The organism is Pararoseomonas sp. SCSIO 73927 (assembly GCF_037040815.1).
In the GTDB taxonomy this organism is placed as follows: Bacteria; Pseudomonadota; Alphaproteobacteria; order Acetobacterales; family Acetobacteraceae; genus Roseomonas.
Genome location: NZ_CP146232.1, coordinates 2,325,174 through 2,341,306, shown reverse-complemented (window position 1 = coordinate 2,341,306; position 16,133 = coordinate 2,325,174). Strand labels below are relative to the sequence as shown.

The 16,133-nt window shown below is 74.3% G+C and carries 13 protein-coding genes; 8 read left to right on the top strand and 5 right to left on the bottom strand.

The features are described from left to right. Positions 1-12 precede the first annotated feature (12 nt). The 5 genes from VQH23_RS11065 to VQH23_RS11045 all read left to right on the top strand — a co-directional run bounded on the left by VQH23_RS11065 (position 13) and on the right by VQH23_RS11045 (position 5,942). Positions 13-753 carry a PIG-L family deacetylase gene (locus VQH23_RS11065; protein WP_338665696.1) on the top strand — a complete coding sequence of 247 codons (741 nt, stop codon included), beginning with the start codon at positions 13-15 and terminating at the stop codon, positions 751-753. Continuing rightward, a complete protein-coding gene (locus tag VQH23_RS11060) occupies positions 750-1,793 on the top strand; it encodes a glycosyltransferase (protein ID WP_338665695.1) in 1,044 nt (347 codons plus the stop codon). Before VQH23_RS11065 ends, VQH23_RS11060 begins: the two co-directional genes overlap by 4 nt. After that, entirely contained in the window at positions 1,778-2,767 is a 990-nt protein-coding gene (locus VQH23_RS11055) for a GNAT family N-acetyltransferase (RefSeq protein WP_338665694.1), read from the top strand. The genes VQH23_RS11060 and VQH23_RS11055 overlap by 16 nt, the downstream gene beginning before the upstream one ends. Then, positions 2,764-3,621 carry a class I SAM-dependent methyltransferase gene (locus VQH23_RS11050; RefSeq protein ID WP_338665693.1) on the top strand — a complete coding sequence of 286 codons (858 nt, stop codon included), beginning with the start codon at positions 2,764-2,766 and terminating at the stop codon, positions 3,619-3,621. The genes VQH23_RS11055 and VQH23_RS11050 overlap by 4 nt, the downstream gene beginning before the upstream one ends. Positions 3,622-3,971: 350 nt before the next feature. Further along, complete coding sequence (locus VQH23_RS11045) at positions 3,972-5,942, top strand: alkaline phosphatase (protein ID WP_338665692.1); 1,971 nt, start codon at positions 3,972-3,974, stop codon at positions 5,940-5,942. Between the two features lie 84 nt (positions 5,943-6,026). Here VQH23_RS11045 and VQH23_RS11040 read toward each other — a convergent pair whose 3' ends face one another. Then, positions 6,027-7,385 (bottom strand): FAD-dependent monooxygenase, encoded by a 1,359-nt coding sequence (locus VQH23_RS11040; RefSeq protein ID WP_338665691.1) that lies wholly within the window; start codon positions 7,383-7,385, stop codon positions 6,027-6,029. Positions 7,386-7,564: 179 nt separating this feature from the next. Here VQH23_RS11040 and VQH23_RS11035 point away from each other — a divergent pair, with 179 nt between their 5' ends. The 3 genes from VQH23_RS11035 (at position 7,565) to VQH23_RS11025 (ending at position 10,450) form a co-directional block, all read left to right on the top strand. Further along, on the top strand, positions 7,565-7,903 hold the full coding sequence (locus VQH23_RS11035; RefSeq protein WP_338666089.1) for a P-II family nitrogen regulator: 339 nt from the start codon (positions 7,565-7,567) through the stop codon (positions 7,901-7,903). A gap of 41 nt (positions 7,904-7,944) precedes the next feature. Beyond that, positions 7,945-9,303 (top strand): ammonium transporter, encoded by a 1,359-nt coding sequence (locus tag VQH23_RS11030; protein ID WP_338665690.1) that lies wholly within the window; start codon positions 7,945-7,947, stop codon positions 9,301-9,303. Between the two features lie 121 nt (positions 9,304-9,424). Next, entirely contained in the window at positions 9,425-10,450 is a 1,026-nt protein-coding gene (locus tag VQH23_RS11025; RefSeq protein ID WP_338665689.1) for a DUF808 domain-containing protein, read from the top strand. A 12-nt stretch (positions 10,451-10,462) separates the two neighbouring features. Here VQH23_RS11025 and VQH23_RS11020 read toward each other — a convergent pair whose 3' ends face one another. From VQH23_RS11020 to VQH23_RS11005, 4 genes are read right to left on the bottom strand one after another with little or no spacing between them, the layout of a single operon-like run. Beyond that, positions 10,463-11,440, bottom strand: coding sequence for a tripartite tricarboxylate transporter substrate binding protein (locus tag VQH23_RS11020; protein ID WP_338665688.1), 978 nt, complete (start codon positions 11,438-11,440; stop codon positions 10,463-10,465). Next, complete coding sequence (locus VQH23_RS11015) at positions 11,437-13,023, bottom strand: hydantoinase B/oxoprolinase family protein (protein WP_338665687.1); 1,587 nt, start codon at positions 13,021-13,023, stop codon at positions 11,437-11,439. The genes VQH23_RS11020 and VQH23_RS11015 overlap by 4 nt, the downstream gene beginning before the upstream one ends. Further along, positions 13,020-15,035 (bottom strand): hydantoinase/oxoprolinase family protein, encoded by a 2,016-nt coding sequence (locus VQH23_RS11010; RefSeq protein WP_338665686.1) that lies wholly within the window; start codon positions 15,033-15,035, stop codon positions 13,020-13,022. Before VQH23_RS11010 ends, VQH23_RS11015 begins: the two co-directional genes overlap by 4 nt. 32 nt (positions 15,036-15,067) lie before the next feature. Beyond that, positions 15,068-16,075: a tripartite tricarboxylate transporter substrate binding protein gene (locus VQH23_RS11005; protein ID WP_338665685.1), complete on the bottom strand. Its 1,008-nt coding sequence runs from the start codon at positions 16,073-16,075 to the stop codon at positions 15,068-15,070. Positions 16,076-16,133 lie beyond the last annotated feature (58 nt).

Below are 16,133 nucleotides of genomic sequence, written 5' to 3'. Positions count from 1 at the left end.
GCGCGCGCGCCGGTGGAGGCGCCGGCGGCTCTCGTCATCGCGCATCCCGATGACGAGACCCTGGCCGCCGGCGCCGTCCTCCCCCTCTTCCGCAACCTCCTCATCGTGCAGGTGACGGACGGTGCCCCGCGAAACCTCGCGGACGCCAACGCCGCCGGCTTCGCCACCGCCGGGACCTACGCCGAGGCCCGCGCCCACGAACTGCAAGCGGCCCTCTCCATCGGCGGCGTCCACGCACAGCGCACCACCCTCGGCGCCGCCGACCAGGGCGCCGCCCACGCCATGCCCGAACTCGCCCGCGCCCTCGCGGCGGTGCTGCAAGAGCACGGCGCACAGGCCATCCTCACCCACGCCTACGAGGGCGGCCACCCCGACCACGACGCCACCGCCCTCATCACCGCCGCCGCCGCGCGCCTCGCCGGCATCGAGACCCTCGTCGAGTTCCCGCTCTACCACGCCGCCGAGCAGGGCTGGGCCCTCGCCACCTTCCTCCCCGGCCCGGAAGCGACCACCCTCGACCTCACGCCGGAGGAACGGGCCCGCAAGCGCGCCATGCTCGCCGCCTTCACCACGCAGCGATCCACCCTCGCGCAATTCCCCGTCGCGCAGGAACGCTTCCGCCCCGCCCCCGCCCACGATTTCACCGCCCCGCCCCACCCCGGCCAGCCCCTCTATGAGCGCCACGGCTGGGGCCTCGACTTCCCCCGCTGGCAGGCCCTCGCCGCCGCCGCACGCGACGCCCTCGCGGAATGACCCTCACGATCCTCTCCGTCGCCTACCCCCTCGCCCCCGTCGGCCCCGATTCCGTCGGCGGCGCGGAACAGGTCCTCTCCACCCTGGACCACGCCCTCCACGCCGCCGGCCACCGCTCCATCGTCATCGCGCAGGAGGGCTCGGCCACCGCCGGCCGGCTCCGCCCGATCCCCCCTCCGGTCGGCCCGCTGGACGAGGCCGCCATCGCCCGCGCCCAGCGCGCCACCGCCGAGGCCATCGCCGCCACGTTGGCGGAGGAGCGGGTGGACGCGGTCCACATGCACGGCATCGATTTCCACGCCTACCTCCCGCCCCCCGGCCCGCCGGTCCTCGCCACGCTGCATCTGCCGCCGGGCTGGTACACCGCCCCCGCCCTCGCCCCCGTGCGCCCGCGCACCTGGCTCCACGCCGTCTCCGCCGCCCAGCACGCCGCCCTGCCGCCGGGCTGCACCGCCGTCCTCCCCCCCATCCCGAACGGCGTCCCGGTGGACGAACTGGCCGCCGCCCGCCACGCCCCCCGGACCTACGCCCTCACCCTCGGCCGCATCTGCGAGGAAAAGGGCCAGCACCACGCGCTGGAAGCCGCCCACCGCGCCGGCATCCCCCTCCTCATCGGCGGCGCTGTCTTCCCCTACCCCGCCCACGAGGCCTTCTTCGCGGACAGGATCCAGCCCCGCCTGGACGAACGCCGCCGCTTCCTCGGCCCCCTCGCCTTTGCGCGGAAGCGTCGCCTGCTGGCCGCCGCAAGCTGCCTCCTGGTCCCCAGCACCGCGCCCGAGACCAGCTCCCTCGTCGCCATGGAGGCCGCGGCCTGCGGCACCCCCGTCATCGCCTTCCGCTCCGGCGCCCTGCCCGAAGTCGTGGAGCACGGCGCCACCGGCCTCCTCGTGAACGACGCCGCCGAGATGGCCGACGCCATTCCCCTCACCGCAACCCTGGACCGCGAAGCGATTCGCGCCACCGCCCGCGCCCGCTTCTCCCGCACCCGCATGGCCGCCGATTACATCGCCCTCTACAGACAGCTATGCGCCACGACCTGATCACCACGAACGAGGCCATCCCCGCCCTCCGCGAGGAGTGGGACGCCCTCTGGCGCCGCGCCGGCGCCCGCCCCTTCCAGGCTCCCGCCTGGCTCCTCCCGTGGTGGAGCGTCTTCGGCACCCGCCACCCCCGCATCGCCACCCTGCGCGACGGCGGCGGCACCCTCCGCGCCCTCCTCCCCCTCTATCGCCTGGAGGAGAACGGCACCGCCAAGCTCCTCCCCATGGGCGTCGGCATCACCGACTACACCGATGCCCTGCTCGACCCCGAAGCCCCGCCGGATGCCGTCACCCACCTCCTCGCCACCGCCCTGGCGAACGAGACGGGCCCCTGCGACCTCCCCGACCTCCCCCCCGACGCCGCCCTCCTCGCCGCCGCCCCGCCCGAGGGCTGGCGCGCTGAGACCTGGTCCGGCGAGCCCTGCCCCGTCCTCGCCCTCCCTGACAGCGTCGAGGCCCTGCGCGGCCCCGTCCCCTCCAACACCCTCCGCAAGCTCCGCATGTCCCGCCACCGCGCCGAGCGCGCCGGGGGCTGGTCCGCCACCACGGCCAGGCTCGACGAAGTCCCCGCCCTCTGGGAACGCCTCGTCGCCCTTCACCAGTCCCGCTGGACACGAAAGGGGGAAAAGGGCGGCGTGCTCGCCGACCCGTCCGTCCTCGCCTTCCACCGCGCCGCCCTGCCCGAGCTCCAGGCCGCCGGCGCCCTCCGCCTCCACGCCCTGAAGATCGGCGGGGAGATCGCGGCGGTCTTCCACACCCTCGCTGGCCCCGGCCGCCTGCACCTCTACATCGGCGGCTTCGACGAGGCCCGTGCCTTCGAGAGCCCCGGCACCCTCCTCCTCGGCCACCTCATCGAGTCCGCCGTGACGGAGGGCCTGCGCGAGATCCACTTCCTGCGCGGCGCCGAGCCCTACAAATATGCCTGGGGCGCGGGGGACCGCGTGAACACCGGGCGCCGCCTGACGCGCGCATGAGCGACCCCGTCGCCCTCTGCCTCGCCGGCCGCCTCTCCCCGGAGGTGGCCCTCGCCCGCCTCCTGCTCGCCGGCACCCCGCCCGAAGGGATCCCCGCCCAGCTCGCCCCGCACGAAGCGCCCGGGAATCCCGCCTGGGACCGCCTGCAGGCCCTCGCCGCCCGAGGCGAGGCGCTGCAGTCCCTCGCCACGATGCTCCGCGAGGCCGAGGTGGACCACGACCCGGCGGACACCACCCCCGAGGCCGCGGTCGCCACCATTGCGAAGGTCTTCGACCGCGCCGTCGCCCGCGCGCCGGAGGCCAGCGTCGCCGCCTATTCTCTGAACGACCCCGCCATCCTCGCCGCCGCGACGGACGAGATCCTGTCCTGGCTCCGATCCGAAACCCTGATCGCCCCGGACAAGGACGTCCTCGACCTCGGCTGCGGCATCGGCCGCGTCGCCGCCGCCCTCGCCCCCCTCTGCCTTAGCGTCCTCGGCCTCGACGTCTCGCAGGGCATGGTGGACGAGGCCCGCCGCCGCCACGGCAACCTCCCCAACCTCCGCTTCGCCACCACCCCCGGCACCGGCCTCGCGGACCAGCCCGGCGGCGCCTTCGACCTGGTCCTCGCCGTGGACAGCTTCCCCTACCTCGTCCAGGCCGGCATCGCCGAACGGCATATGGAGGATGCCGCCCGCCTCCTCCGCCCCGGCGGCGCCCTCGTGATCCTGAACCTCTCCTACCGCAACGACCCCGCGGCCGACCGCGCCGACGCCGCGAGCTGGGCCGCAAGGGGCGGCTGGCACCTCGCCGCCAACGGCACAGACGCCTTCACCCTCTGGGACGGCCGCGTTTTCCTGTTCCGCAGGCCCTGACAGGCCGGCCGGGGCAGCCGGCCGGGCACGCCTCTCGGCAACAAACCTCCCTGGTCGCCCGGTTTTCTCGCAAGTTGCGGTAAGGTGCTGCATCGTTCCCAGCGGCCGTAAGGCAAATACCGGCGCAATAACCGGCTTTGTAAATCACGCGGCTATGATGCCGAATTCATCATAGGTCCTCAGTTTCTTAATTCGACGCCGCAATTTCCCGTCCCTAACAATCGGTCCGTCCCCGGGATCTCCGTTCCATCCTCCGCGGCACCCTCCCACCGGGAGGGACGTGCCCGCCCGAAGCGCGCCTCCCCCCGCTTCGCCCTCCCGACAGAAATCCCCCGAAAGGAACGCCTTCCATGTCCGAGAGCACCCCGCCCGTCGCCAGGAACGTCATCTTCCTTCTGCCCGACGGCTTCGGCCCGGCCGCCGACACCGGCTACCGCTGGTTCAAGGGCGAGGGCGCCGAAGACCCCGTCTGGTCCGACTACCTCAGGGTCCAGGTGCACACGGAATCCGCGAACAACCCCGTCACCGATTCCGCCGCCTCCGCCACCGCCTACGCCACCGGCGTGAAGACCTTCAACGGCGGCGTCGGCGTGGACGCCGAGGGCAACCCGGTCACCTCCGTGCTCGACATCGCCAGCGCCGCGGGCAAGGCCACGGGCATCGTCAGCACCGCCGCCATCTGGGACGCCTCCCCGGCCGCCTTCGCCGCGAGCAACGCCAACCGCAGCAACGCCGGCGCGATCACCCAGGAGTACATCGACAACGGCGACCTCGACGTCATCCTCGGCGGCGGCCGCGCGGCCTTCGAGCTGGACGCCGACGGCGACAACAGGACCACGCTGCAGGAGGCCCAGGACGCCGGCTTCGACCTCGTGCAGACCGGCGCCGAGCTCTCGGGCTACGGCGGCGACAAGCTGCTCGGCCTGTTCAACGACGAGGACATGGTGGCCCCGATCGGCGGCGGCGCGCCCGGCGAGCGGCCGAACGGCGAGCCGTCGCTCGCGGAGATGATGGAGGCGGCGCTCGGCGTCCTGGGGAACGACGAGGACGGCTTCTTCCTCTTCGTCGAGGAGGAGGGCACCGACACCTGGGGCCACGCCAACGACGCCGGCACCGTGTTCAACTCCGCCGCCTCCTTCGAGAAGGCCTGGCAGGTCGCGCTCGACTACGTCGCGGCCCACCCGGACACGCTGATCGTCTCGGTCGCCGACCACGAGACGGGCGGCATGACGCTGGAGCTCGGCAACGACCGGCTGCCCTCCATCTACCAGGACTTCCAGGCCACCTACGAGGCGATGGGCACCGCCGTCCTCGCGGCCGTGGACGCGCTGGGCGAGGATGCAGACCAGGCCGCCGTCGTCGGGGCCGTGAACGCGGTCGTCTCCGACCTCACCGGCGGGACCGTCACCCTCACCGGCACCGAGATCGGCACGATCCTCGGCGCCGAGGACGAGGACGCTGCCTACGCGGCCCTCGCCGCGGTGCTGAACGCGCGCGGCGGCATCGACTTCACCACCACCGGCCACACCGCGGTGGACGTCCCGCTCTACGCCACCGGGGCGGGGGCGGAGCTGTTCAACGGCGTGATCGACAACACGGCGGTGGCGGAACTGGTCGCCCGGGCCATGGGGCTGTCCCTGACCGAGGAGCCGGACGACGGCACCATCCGCGGCACCCCGGGCGACGACGACCTCACCGGCACCCGTGATGACGACGTCGTCGAGGCCGGGGCGGGCAACGACCGCGTCGCCGGGCGCGCGGGCGACGACGCGGTGAACGGCGGTGCCGGGGACGACCGCCTGGACGGCGGGGCCGGCGACGACCGGCTGGCCGGCAATGTCGGCGCCGACCGCATGACCGGCGGTGCCGGGGACGACCACCTCCGCGGCGACGACGGGGACGACCGGATCGCCGGCGGGGCCGACGACGATCGCCTCATGGGCGGCGAGGGCGACGACCGCCTGACCGGCAACGACGGGGATGACCGCCTCCTCGCGGATGCGGGGGCGGACCGGCTGGACGGCGGCGCGGGCGACGACCGCCTGACGGGCGGGGAGGGCGACGACCGGATGACGGGCGGCGACGGGGACGACGTCTTCATCTTCGCCGCGGGCTCCGGCTCGGACCGCGTGACGGACTTCGTCGGCGGCGAGGACAGGATCGTCTTCGAGGGCGGCCTTTTCGCCGACTTCGAAGCCCTGCTGGAGGCGAGCGAGAGCGTCGGCGACGACCTGATCGTGTCCTACGGCGAGGGCGATCAGCTCCGCATCGACAGCTACGCGCTGAGCGCCAGCAGCGAGAGCGACTTCCGCCTCGTCTGAGCCACTCTGGGCAGCATGGGGGGCGCCGCAAGGCGCCCCCCATGCTCCTGAAGAGCCGGGCGACCCGCCGCCGGACCCGCGCCCCTACCCCGCTACAACCCGCCCGGTCAGCAGCGCGGAGGCCGCCCCGCCCCCCATTCCCATCGCCCGCCGCGCGAAGAACCCCTTCAGCCCGGGCATCCGGTCCACCGCCGCGATCCCCAGCCGCCGGGCGATCCGCACCGGCGCGAAGTCGTTCCCGAACAGCCGCTCCAGCGCGTGGGTGGCCCCCAGCATCACCAGGGAGTCCGGCCGCCGCGCCGCCTGGTAGGCCGCCAGCAGCGCCGGCCCGCCCACATCCTCGCCCCGCCGCTTCGCCGCCACCAGCAGCTCGGCCAGCGCCGCCACGTCCCGCAGCCCCACGTTCAGCCCCTGCCCGGCGATGGGGTGGATGCCGTGCGCCGCATCCCCCACCAGCGCCAGCCGCGTGTCCACGAAGCGCATCGCCTGCAGGGCGGAGAGCGGGTAGGACCACCGCCCCCCCACCAGCCGCACGCGCCCGAGATGGTCGCCCATCCGCCGCGTCAGCTCCCGCTCGAAGGCCTCCGCCCCCATCGCCATGAAGTGCGGCGCCAGGTCCGCCCGCTCGGACCACACGATGGCGGAGGCGTGCGGGAATCCCTCGCGCGCCGCCTGCGCCCGCTCTCCTTCCCCCGCCGGGTCGGCGTCGGAGAGCGGCAGCTGCGCGAAGGGCCCGTTCGGCAGGAAGGCCTCCAGCGCCGTTCCCCGGTGCGGACGCTCATGCGCGATGGCGCAAACGATGGCGTGCGTGCGGTAGTCCAGCCGTGCCGCGCCGATCCCGGCGCCTCCCCGCAGGCTGCTGTTCCGCCCCTCCGCCGAGACCGCCAGCCGCGCCCGCACCGTCCGCCCGTCGGAGAGCCGCGCGATCACCCCCTCCGCCCGCCGCTCCAGCGCCGCCGTCATCGGCGCCAGCACGGAGAGGCCGGGCAGCGCCGCCAGCCGCGCGTTCAGCGCCACCCGCAGGGCGCGGGCCTCCACCATCCAGCCGAAGGCCTCCTCACCCGTCGCCCCCATTCCCATCTCCTGGGCGTCGAAGTGCAGGTGCAGCCGGGAAGGCCGCTCCCCCGGCCGCCCGTCGCTCACCCGGATCCCCGTGATCGCGCAGGGCTCGCCAGAGGTGTCGCGGGGGATCAGCCCCCAGATCCCCGCCGCCTCCAGCAGGTTCCGGCTTCCCGCGGCGATGGCGTAGGCCCGCCCGTCGAAGGCCGGGAGCTCCATCGGCGGCAGCGCCTGCGCGTCCAGCACGGCGACGGAGAGACCCCCCGTTGCCAGCGCCGCCGCCAGCGTGCCCCCCGCCGGCCCCGCCCCGATCACCAGCACGTCCAGTTCCCCGGCCAGCTCGGGGTGCGGAGGCTCGGGGGCCAGGTCCGGGTTCGGCATCATCGGGTCTTCCTGCATCGCGGCGCGGTGTTCTGCCCATGATTTGGGCACTCCGCCAGCCTTCACAACCGCGCCGCAGCCGCCCCCGCAACGGTCGGGGCGATCCCGCCGCGCGTGTAACGGGCATGGCACGCAAGTCGCATTGCAGCCCCGGCACAGCGGAGGAAGGGGGCCGCGAGACGATGAAATTGGTGATGGCGATCATCAAGCCGTTCAAGCTGGACGAGGTGCGCGAGGCGCTCACCCCGCTCGGCGTGCAGGGGCTGACGGTGACCGAGGTGAAGGGGTTCGGCCGCCAGAAGGGCCAGACCGAGATCTACCGCGGCGCGGAGTACCAGGTCTCCTTCCTCCCGAAGCTGAAGATCGAGGTGGCGGTGCCCTCCGAACTGGTCGAGGCCGTGGTGGAGGCGATCGCTACCACCGCCCGCACCGGCAAGATCGGCGACGGCAAGGTCTTCGTGCTCGACCTCGAGCGCGCGCTCCGCATCCGCACCGGCGAGACCGACGCGGGGGCCCTGTGAGGAACACCGTGGACACGATGCTGACGAACAAGGAAACGACGATGCGACCCGACACCCGCCGCTGGCTGGGGATGGCCGCGGCCGCCGCCCTGCTGATGGCCGGCCCCGCCCTGGCCCAGGACGCGCCCGCGGCCGCCGAGGCCGCGACCGTGAGCGCCGGCGACACCGCCTGGATGCTCACCTCCACCGCCCTCGTCCTGCTGATGACGATCCCCGGCCTCGCGCTCTTCTACGCCGGCATGGTCCGCAAGAAGAACGTGCTGTCCACCATGATGCAGTCCTTCTCCATTACTGCGATCGCCACGATCGTGTGGATGGTGATCGGCTACAGCCTCGCCTTCGGCGAGGGCGGCGCCTACATCGGCGACCTTTCGAAGCTGCTGCTGCGCGGCGTCGCGGAGAACTGGGACAAGCCCTTCACGCTCGGCACGAGCGACGACGCGGTGCCCTTCACGATCCCCGAGACGGTCTTCCTGATGTTCCAGATGACCTTCGCGATCATCACCCCGGCCCTCATCACCGGCGCCTTCGCGGACCGGATGAAGTTCTCGGCCATGGTGCTCTTCACGGTCCTCTGGATGCTCGTCGTCTACGCCCCGGTCGCGCACTGGGTGTGGCACCCGAACGGCTGGATCTTCGACCTCGGCGCCGCGGACTTCGCGGGCGGCACGGTGGTGCACATCAATGCGGGCGTGGCCGGCCTCGTCGCCGCGATCGTCCTCGGCAAGCGCGTGGGCTACGGGCACGACAACATGTCGCCCTTCAACCTGGCGCTGGCCGTGATCGGCGCCGCGCTCCTCTGGGTGGGCTGGTTCGGCTTCAACGCGGGCTCCGCCGGCGCCGCCGGCGGCCGCGCGGGCATGGCCATGCTCGTCACGCAGGTCGCCGCTGCCGCCGCCGCGCTCGCCTGGCTGTTCGTGGAGTGGGCCGTGAAGGGCAAGCCCTCCGTGCTCGGCGTCATCTCCGGCGCCGTGGCCGGGCTGGTGGCCATCACCCCGGCGGCCGGCTTCGTCCTGCCCGGGCCGGCGCTGATCATCGGCGTGGTCGCCGGCCTCACCGGCTTCTGGGGCGCCACCGCGCTGAAGCACTGGTGCGGCTACGACGACAGCCTGGACGCCTTCGGCGTGCACGGCCTCTGCGGCATCGTCGGCGCGCTGCTGACGGGGGTCTTCGCCTACGGCCCGCTCACGGCCACGACGGCGCTGCCGGACGGCGCCTATGTCGGCGGCGCCGAGCTGCTGACAAAGCAGGCCATCGCCACCGTCGCGGTCTTCGTCTTCACCGCGGTCGCCACCTGGATCCTGCTGAAGATCGTGGACGTGATCGTCGGCCTCCGCGTGACGGAGGAGGAGGAGCGCGAGGGCCTCGACGTCTCCCTCCACGGCGAGCGCCTGGGCTGATCCCAGCCGGATCGGCGTGAACCGGAAGGCCCCGGCGGAGCAATCCGCCGGGGCCTTTCACGTTCCGGCCCGGGCAACGATGCGCTGCCCGACCGGTTAACGCCCCGGACCCGCGGAGGAGATGCGCGTGAGCCTGGGCCTGATCGCATTGCTGGACGACGTGGCGGGCCTCGCCAAGGCTGCCGCCGCCTCGCTGGACGACGTGGCCGCCCAGGCCGCTCGCTCCGGCGCCAAGGCCGCCGGCGTGGTGATCGACGACGCCGCCGTCACCCCGCGCTACCTCACCGGCTTCAGCGCCAGCCGCGAGCTCCCGGTCGTCTGGCGCATCGCCCTCGGCTCGCTCCGCAACAAGCTCCTCTTCCTTCTCCCCGCCGCGCTGCTCCTCAGCGCCGTCGCCCCCTGGGCCATCACGCCCATCCTCATGCTCGGCGGCGCCTACCTCTGCTACGAGGGCACGGAGAAGGTCTACGAGGCCATCCACCCCCACGGCGCCCACGGCCCGGAACATGTCACCGGCCAGGCCCCGCAGGATCCCCAGGCCTTCGAGGACGCGAAGGTTCAGTCCGCGATCCAGACTGACTTCATCCTCTCCGCCGAGATCATGGCCATCTCCCTCGCCAGCATCCCGGACGGCTCCTTCCTCTTCCGCGCCGCCATCCTCGCCGCGGTCGGCCTGGCGCTCACCGCCCTCGTCTATGGCGGCGTGGCCCTCATCGTGAAGGCGGACGACGCCGGCCTCGCCCTCGCCGGGGCCGAACGCCCCCTCACCGGCCCTCTCAGCCGCGACGGCACCCCCACCGCGGCGGACCGCCTCCTCCGCCCGGTCACCCGGGCCATCGGACGCGCCCTTGTCGGGGGCATGCCCGTCCTCCTCCGGCTTCTCGCGATCATCGGCACCGCCGCCATGGTCTGGGTCGGCGGGGGCATCATCATCCACGGCCTGGAAGGCTTTGGCCTGGCCGGGCCCGCGCACCTATCGGAAGCCGCCTCCCACGCCGCTGCCGGCGCCGTCCCGGCGATCGGCCCCTTCCTGGGATGGCTCGCCGGCGCCGCGATCTCCGGCATCCTCGGCCTGCTCATCGGCGCCGCCCTGATCCCAGTGGTGGAGCACGGGATCGCGCCCCTTCTCAGGCGGGTGCGCGGGTAGCCCTCGATCGGGCTACTCCTCGATCTCCACCTTGGCGTCGCGCACCACATCCGCCCAGCGGCGCATGTCGGCGCGCCAGACCGCGTCGAACTCGGCGGCGGGGGCCGCGGCGGGGGTGGCGCCAATGGTCCGCAGCCGCGCCTGCCCCTCGGGCGCCGCGACGGCCCGCTGGATCACGTCGGAGAGCTGCGCCACGGTGCGCGGGTTCATGCCGGCCGGCCCGAAGATGCCGACCCAGCTCGTCACCACGAAGTCGGGCATGCCCGCCTCCGCCATGGTCGGCACCTCCGGCAGGGTGGGCAGCCGGTTGCCGCTCGTCACCGCCAGCGCGCGCAGCGTGCCGCCCTGGATCTGGCCGAAGACGTTGGGCAGGTTGTCGAACATCACCTGGATGCGGCCGGCCTGCAGGTCCAGCACCGCCGGGGCGCTGCCGCGGTACGGCACGTGCGTCATCGACAGGCCGGAGCGCAGGCGGAACAACTCCCCCGTCAGGTGGATGGAGGTGCCGGCCCCCTGGGAGCCGAAGTTGATCCCGCCGGGCCTGCCCCTTCCCCAGGCGATGAACTCCTGCACGCCGCGCACCGGCGTGTCCGCGCCCACCACCATGACGTTGGCGAACTCGGCGATGCGCCCGATGGCCGTGAAGTCCCGCCCGGCGTTGAAAGGCAGGTTGCGGCGCACGGCCGGCGTCACGCCGTGCGTCCCCGCGCCGCCCACCAGCAGCACGGCCCCGTCCCGCGGCGCCTTCGCCACGAAGTCCGAGGCGATGGTGCCGCCGGCGCCCGGGCGGTTCTCCACGATGGCGTTGATGCCGAGCTGCTCCCGCAGCCCGTCGGTCAGGATGCGGCCGTTCACGTCGAAGGAGCCGCCGGGCGCGTAGCCCACGATCACCCGCACGACGCGCCCGGGCTCGAGCTGCGCCGCGGCCGGCGGCGCGTGCGCGGCCGTGCCGAGGGCGAGGAGGATCAGCGAAGCGATCGCGCGTCTCATGTCGGGGTTCCCCAGCCTCCGGCGCCGGCCGTGCCCATCCGCAGCCGGTCGCCCGTGTTCAGCACCGTGGTCAGCTTCGACCGAACTTCCTCCCGCGCGCCGTCCGCGCGGATCACCAGGGCCTCGGCCACGCGGCCGTCGCCGCCGCCGGCGCTGCCGCGGGCCGCGTGGAAGTGCCGCTCCCCGCGGAAGGTGAGGGTCAGCGGCCCGCACAGCACCTCGTACTCCCGGTCGATCCCCGCCCCGCCGGGATGCCGCCCGGCCCCGCCGGAGCCGCGCCGCACGCGGAGGTGGTGCACCCGCACCGGCGCGTCGGACTCCATGGCCTCCACCGGCAGGTTCATGGTGTTGCCCACATCGGTGGAGATGCCGTTCACGCCCGGCCCGCGGCCGGACCCGCCGCTGCCGCCCGAGAGCACCTCCGTCACCACCCAGGCCGATCCGTCCGCCCGTCGCCCGGAGAGCGCCATGACGGTAGAGCAGCCGGAATTGGCGGCGGGGATGCGATCCGGCAGCGCTTCCGCCAGCGCGCCGAGGATGGCGTTGGTCACGAGCTTCACCGTGCCCGTGCGCGCGTTCAGCGCGGCGGGCATGCGGGGGTTCAGCAGCGATCCCTCGGGCAGGATCACCTCCAGCGGGCGCGCGCAGCCGCCATTGTTCGGGATGTCCGGCCCGGTCACCGCCCGCAGCGCGAAGAAGCACCCCGCCATCACCCCGGCCGGTGCGGCGTTCACCGGCCCGCGCACCTGCGGGGCGGTGCCGGTGAAATCCAGCCGCATCGTGTCCCCCGCCACGGTCACGCGCACGCGGATCGGCACCGGGCGGTCCAGCTCCACCCCGTCATTGTCCAGCGCGTCCTCGTAGGTCCAGCTGCCGTCGGGGATGGCGCGGATGGCGGCGCGCGTCGCGGCCTCCGCGCGCCGCACCAGCTCCGCCATCATGGCGGCCAAAGGCGCGGCGCCGTGGCGCGCGGCGAGTTCCCCCATCCGCACCGCCGCCAGGTCGCAGCAGGCGATCTGCGCGCCCAGGTCCCAGGCGAAGGCGTCCGGGGTGCGGGTGTTGAGGGCGATGATCCGCATGATCCCCGCGTCCGTCACCCCGTCCCGCCGCAGGCGCAGCGGCGGCAGGCGCAGCCCCTCCTGGAAGATCTCCGTCGCCGTGGTCGGCAGGGAACCCGGCGTCATGCCGCCGAGGTCCTGGTGGTGCACGATGGCGCCGGCCAGCGCGATCACCCGCCCCTCCGCGAAGACCGGCACCATCAGCGACACGTCCGGGATGTGCGTGCCGCCATCATAGGGGTCGTTCATCAGCAGCACGTCGCCCGGCCGCATCTCCGCCACCGGGAACTCCCGCAGCATGCGCGCCACCGCCGGCATCAGGGCACCCAGCAGCAGCGGCAGGGAGATGGACTGCGCGATCAGCGTGCCGTCCGGCAGGAACAGGCTGGCCGAGGCGTCGTTCGCCTCCCGCACGATGGGGGAGACGGCGGAGCGCAGCATCACCGCCTGCATCTCCTCCGCGATCGCCTCCAGCCGGCGGCGGACGATCTCGACGGTCGCGGGGTCCAGATGCGTCTCGCTCACGGCGCGCGCTCCATCAGCAGGTGGGCGGGACCGGCGGTCACCCGCCAGCCGGCGGGCACGACGACGGTGGTGTCGTCCTGCTCGATGATGGCGGGCCCCTCCAGCACCTCGCCGGGGCGCAGCGCGGCGCGGGGCACCACCGCCACCTCCCCTGCCAGGCCCGCGATCACGGCGGCGCGGCGCGTGCGCGCGGCCCCGGCGCCGGAGACGGCGCGGGGCGCCACGGGCGCCGTGCGCAGGCGGCACACGGCGCGAAGGGCGATCAGCCGCACCGGCGCCTCGCGCGCGTGGCCGTATGTGGCGCGGTGCAGGGCGACGAAGCCGTCCCGGATGGCGGCGCGCGGGTCGTCGTCCCCCACCGGCAGCGGCACCTCCAGCGCGTGGCCCTGGCCGGCGAAGCTGGCCTGGGCGGTCAGCACCACCTCCGCCGCCCCGGCATCGGCGCCCTCCGCCACCATCGCCGCGCGGGTCTCCTCCACCAGCGCCCGGATCGCGGCGCGCAGTTCCTCCTCCGGCAGATCGTCCAACAGGCGCCCGAAGCCGCGCGCGGCGTCGTGCTCCAGCGGCGCGTCCAGCAGGCCCGTCGCAGCCAGCACGCCGGGCGCGGCGGGGATGACGATCCGGGTCTGCCCGAGGTCCTCCGCGATCGCGGCCACGTGCAGCCCGCCGCCGCCGCCGGCGGCCACCAGGGGCAGGTCGCGCGGGTCCACGCCGCGCGCCACGGTCACGGCGCGCACCGCCTCCGCCATGGTGGCGTTGATGACGCGGTGGATCGCCACCGCCGCCTCCCGCACGCCCAGCCCCAGCGGGCCGGCCACCTCGCGCGCGATCGCCTCCTCCGCCGCCGCCGCGTCCAGCGGCAGTTCCCCGGCGGCGAAGCGGGCCGGATCCACCAGCCCCAGCACCACGGAGGCGTCCAGCACCGTCGGGCGCGTCCCGCCGCGCCGGTAGCAGGCCGGACCCGGCGCGGCGCCCGCCGAGCGCGGCCCCACACGCAGCCCGCCCGCGGCGTCGATCCAGGCGATGGAGCCGCCCCCGGCCGCCACCGCCAGCACGTCGGCGGTGGGCACGCGCACGGGGAAGGTGCCGATCCTCCCGTCCATCCGCAGCGCCGGGGCGCCGTCGCGGATCACGGCCACGTCCGCGCTCGTCCCGCCCACGTCGATGGAGACGCCGTCGGGGAAGCCCGCCCCCCGCAGCACCGCCGCCGCGCCGATGGCGGCCGCGGAGGGGCCGGAAAGGGTCAGCCGGATCGGCCGCCCCCGCGCCGCCGCCGCGCCCAGCAGGCCGCCGCGCGAGTGCATGACCTGCAGCGGCACCCCCACCTCCGCCCCGCGGAGGATCGCCTCCACCCGGCCGAGATAGTCGCTCATCACGGGCTTCAGCGCCGCGTCGAAGGCGGTGGCGCAGGTGCGCTCATACTCCCGCGGCGCGGGATCCACCTCCGAGGAGAGGGAGACGGCGAGGTCCGGGCAGGTGGCCCGCACGATTTCCCGCGCGCGCCGCTCATGCGCGGGATCAACGAAGGCGAAGAGGAAGCAGATCGCGACCGCCCGTGCGCCCGAAGCCTCCAGCGCCCGCGCCGCCTCCGCCACCTCCGCCTCGTCCAGCAGTTCAAGCACTGCGCCGTCGGCGCCGATCCGCTCCGTCACCTCCATGCGCCGCTCCGGCGGCACCAGCGCCACCGGAGTCTGCGGGCCGAAGAGCAGGTCGTAGTTGGAAGCGCGCGTCATCCGGCCGAGCTCGATCACGTCCGCGAAGCCGCGCGTGGCGATCAGCCCGACCGGCGCGGCCGTGTTCTCCAGGATGGCGTTGGTGGCCACCGTGGTGCCGTGCAGGAAGCGGCGCACGCCTTCCGCCCCGCGCTTCCCCAGCAGCCGCTCCAGCGCGTGGCCCACGGCGCGGGCGGGGTCGTCCGGCGTGCTCGGCACCTTCAGGGAGCGCAGGGAACCGTCCCCGCCGCGCAGCACCGCGTCCGTGAAGGTGCCGCCGATGTCGATGCCGATATCCAAGCGCCCGTCTTCCCCACCCGTTCCCGGCCCGTTCAGTCGAGCCTGACCCTGCCCTCGCGCACCACCTGGCCCCACTTCCCGACCTCCGCGCGCACGAAGGCCGCGAAGCTTTCGGGGGTGGTCGCCTCCACGCGGAAGCCCTGCCCGGCAAAGGAGTCGCGGATCTCCGGCGCCTCCATGGCGCGCGCCACCTCCGCGTGCAACCGCGCCAGGATCGCCGGCGGTGTCCCCGGCGGCGCGAAGACGCCCTGCCAGGACTCCGCCTCGAAGCCCGGCAGCGCGGCCTCCGCCACCGTCGGCACGTCCGGCAGCAGCGGGTGGCGCGCCGCGCCTGTCACGGCGAGCGCGCGCACCGCGCCCGCGCGGATCTGCGGCAGCAGGATGAGAAGGTCGCCGAAGCTGGACCGCACGCGCCCGGCGATCAGGTCCGTCGTTGCCTGGGCGGTGCCGCGATAGGGCACATGGGTCAGCTCCACCCCGGCGGCGAGGCCGAACATGACGCCGGTGAGGTGCATGGAGGTGCCGTTGCCCGGCGTGGCGTAGGTGATCGCGCCCGGATTCACCCGCGCCTCCGCGATGTAGCCGGCCAGGTCCCGCAGCCCGGTCTCCGGGTTCACCGCCACGACCAGGGGCGCGGAGACCACGCGGGAGATGGGCGCGAAGCCCGCCACGGGATCGTAGGGCAGGTTGGGGAAAAGGGTACCCGCGATCGCGTTGCTGCCCGTGACGCCCATGAGGAGGGTGGTGCCGTCCGGCGCGGATTTGGAGACGAGGTCGGCGCCCGTCGTGCCGCCCGCCCCCGGCCGGTTCTCCACCAGCACGGGCTGCCCGAGGGAGGCCGTCATCCGCTCCGCCAGGCGCCGCGCCAGCGCGTCCGTGCTGCCGCCGGGCGGGAAGGGCACGACGAGCCGGACGGGACGGCCGGGCCAGCCAGGGGCCGGGACGGGACCGGGAACAGGACCCTGGGCGCGGGAGACCGCCGGCAGGGCCAGGCCGATCGCGCCGAGGCCGAGGGCGCGGCGGCCGAAGGAGAGACTCATGCGGGCATCGCTCCGAAGGGGTTGCGCGCCGATCGTTGCAGGAAGCGGGCCGGAAGCA

What these genes read in the sequence shown, in the direction of transcription:
- VQH23_RS11060 (WP_338665695.1), top strand. Translation starts at nt 750, where the DNA reads ATGACCCTCACGATCCTCTCCGTCGCCTACCCCCTCGCCCCCGTCGGC.
- VQH23_RS11055 (WP_338665694.1), top strand. Translation starts at nt 1,778, where the DNA reads ATGCGCCACGACCTGATCACCACGAACGAGGCCATCCCCGCCCTCCGC.
- VQH23_RS11050 (WP_338665693.1), top strand. Translation starts at nt 2,764, where the DNA reads ATGAGCGACCCCGTCGCCCTCTGCCTCGCCGGCCGCCTCTCCCCGGAG.
- VQH23_RS11045 (WP_338665692.1), top strand. Translation starts at nt 3,972, where the DNA reads ATGTCCGAGAGCACCCCGCCCGTCGCCAGGAACGTCATCTTCCTTCTG.
- VQH23_RS11040 (WP_338665691.1), bottom strand. Translation starts at nt 7,385, where the DNA reads ATGATGCCGAACCCGGACCTGGCCCCCGAGCCTCCGCACCCCGAGCTG.
- VQH23_RS11035 (WP_338666089.1), top strand. Translation starts at nt 7,565, where the DNA reads ATGAAATTGGTGATGGCGATCATCAAGCCGTTCAAGCTGGACGAGGTG.
- VQH23_RS11030 (WP_338665690.1), top strand. Translation starts at nt 7,945, where the DNA reads ATGCGACCCGACACCCGCCGCTGGCTGGGGATGGCCGCGGCCGCCGCC.
- VQH23_RS11025 (WP_338665689.1), top strand. Translation starts at nt 9,425, where the DNA reads ATGCGCGTGAGCCTGGGCCTGATCGCATTGCTGGACGACGTGGCGGGC.
- VQH23_RS11020 (WP_338665688.1), bottom strand. Translation starts at nt 11,440, where the DNA reads ATGAGACGCGCGATCGCTTCGCTGATCCTCCTCGCCCTCGGCACGGCC.
- VQH23_RS11005 (WP_338665685.1), bottom strand. Translation starts at nt 16,075, where the DNA reads ATGAGTCTCTCCTTCGGCCGCCGCGCCCTCGGCCTCGGCGCGATCGGC.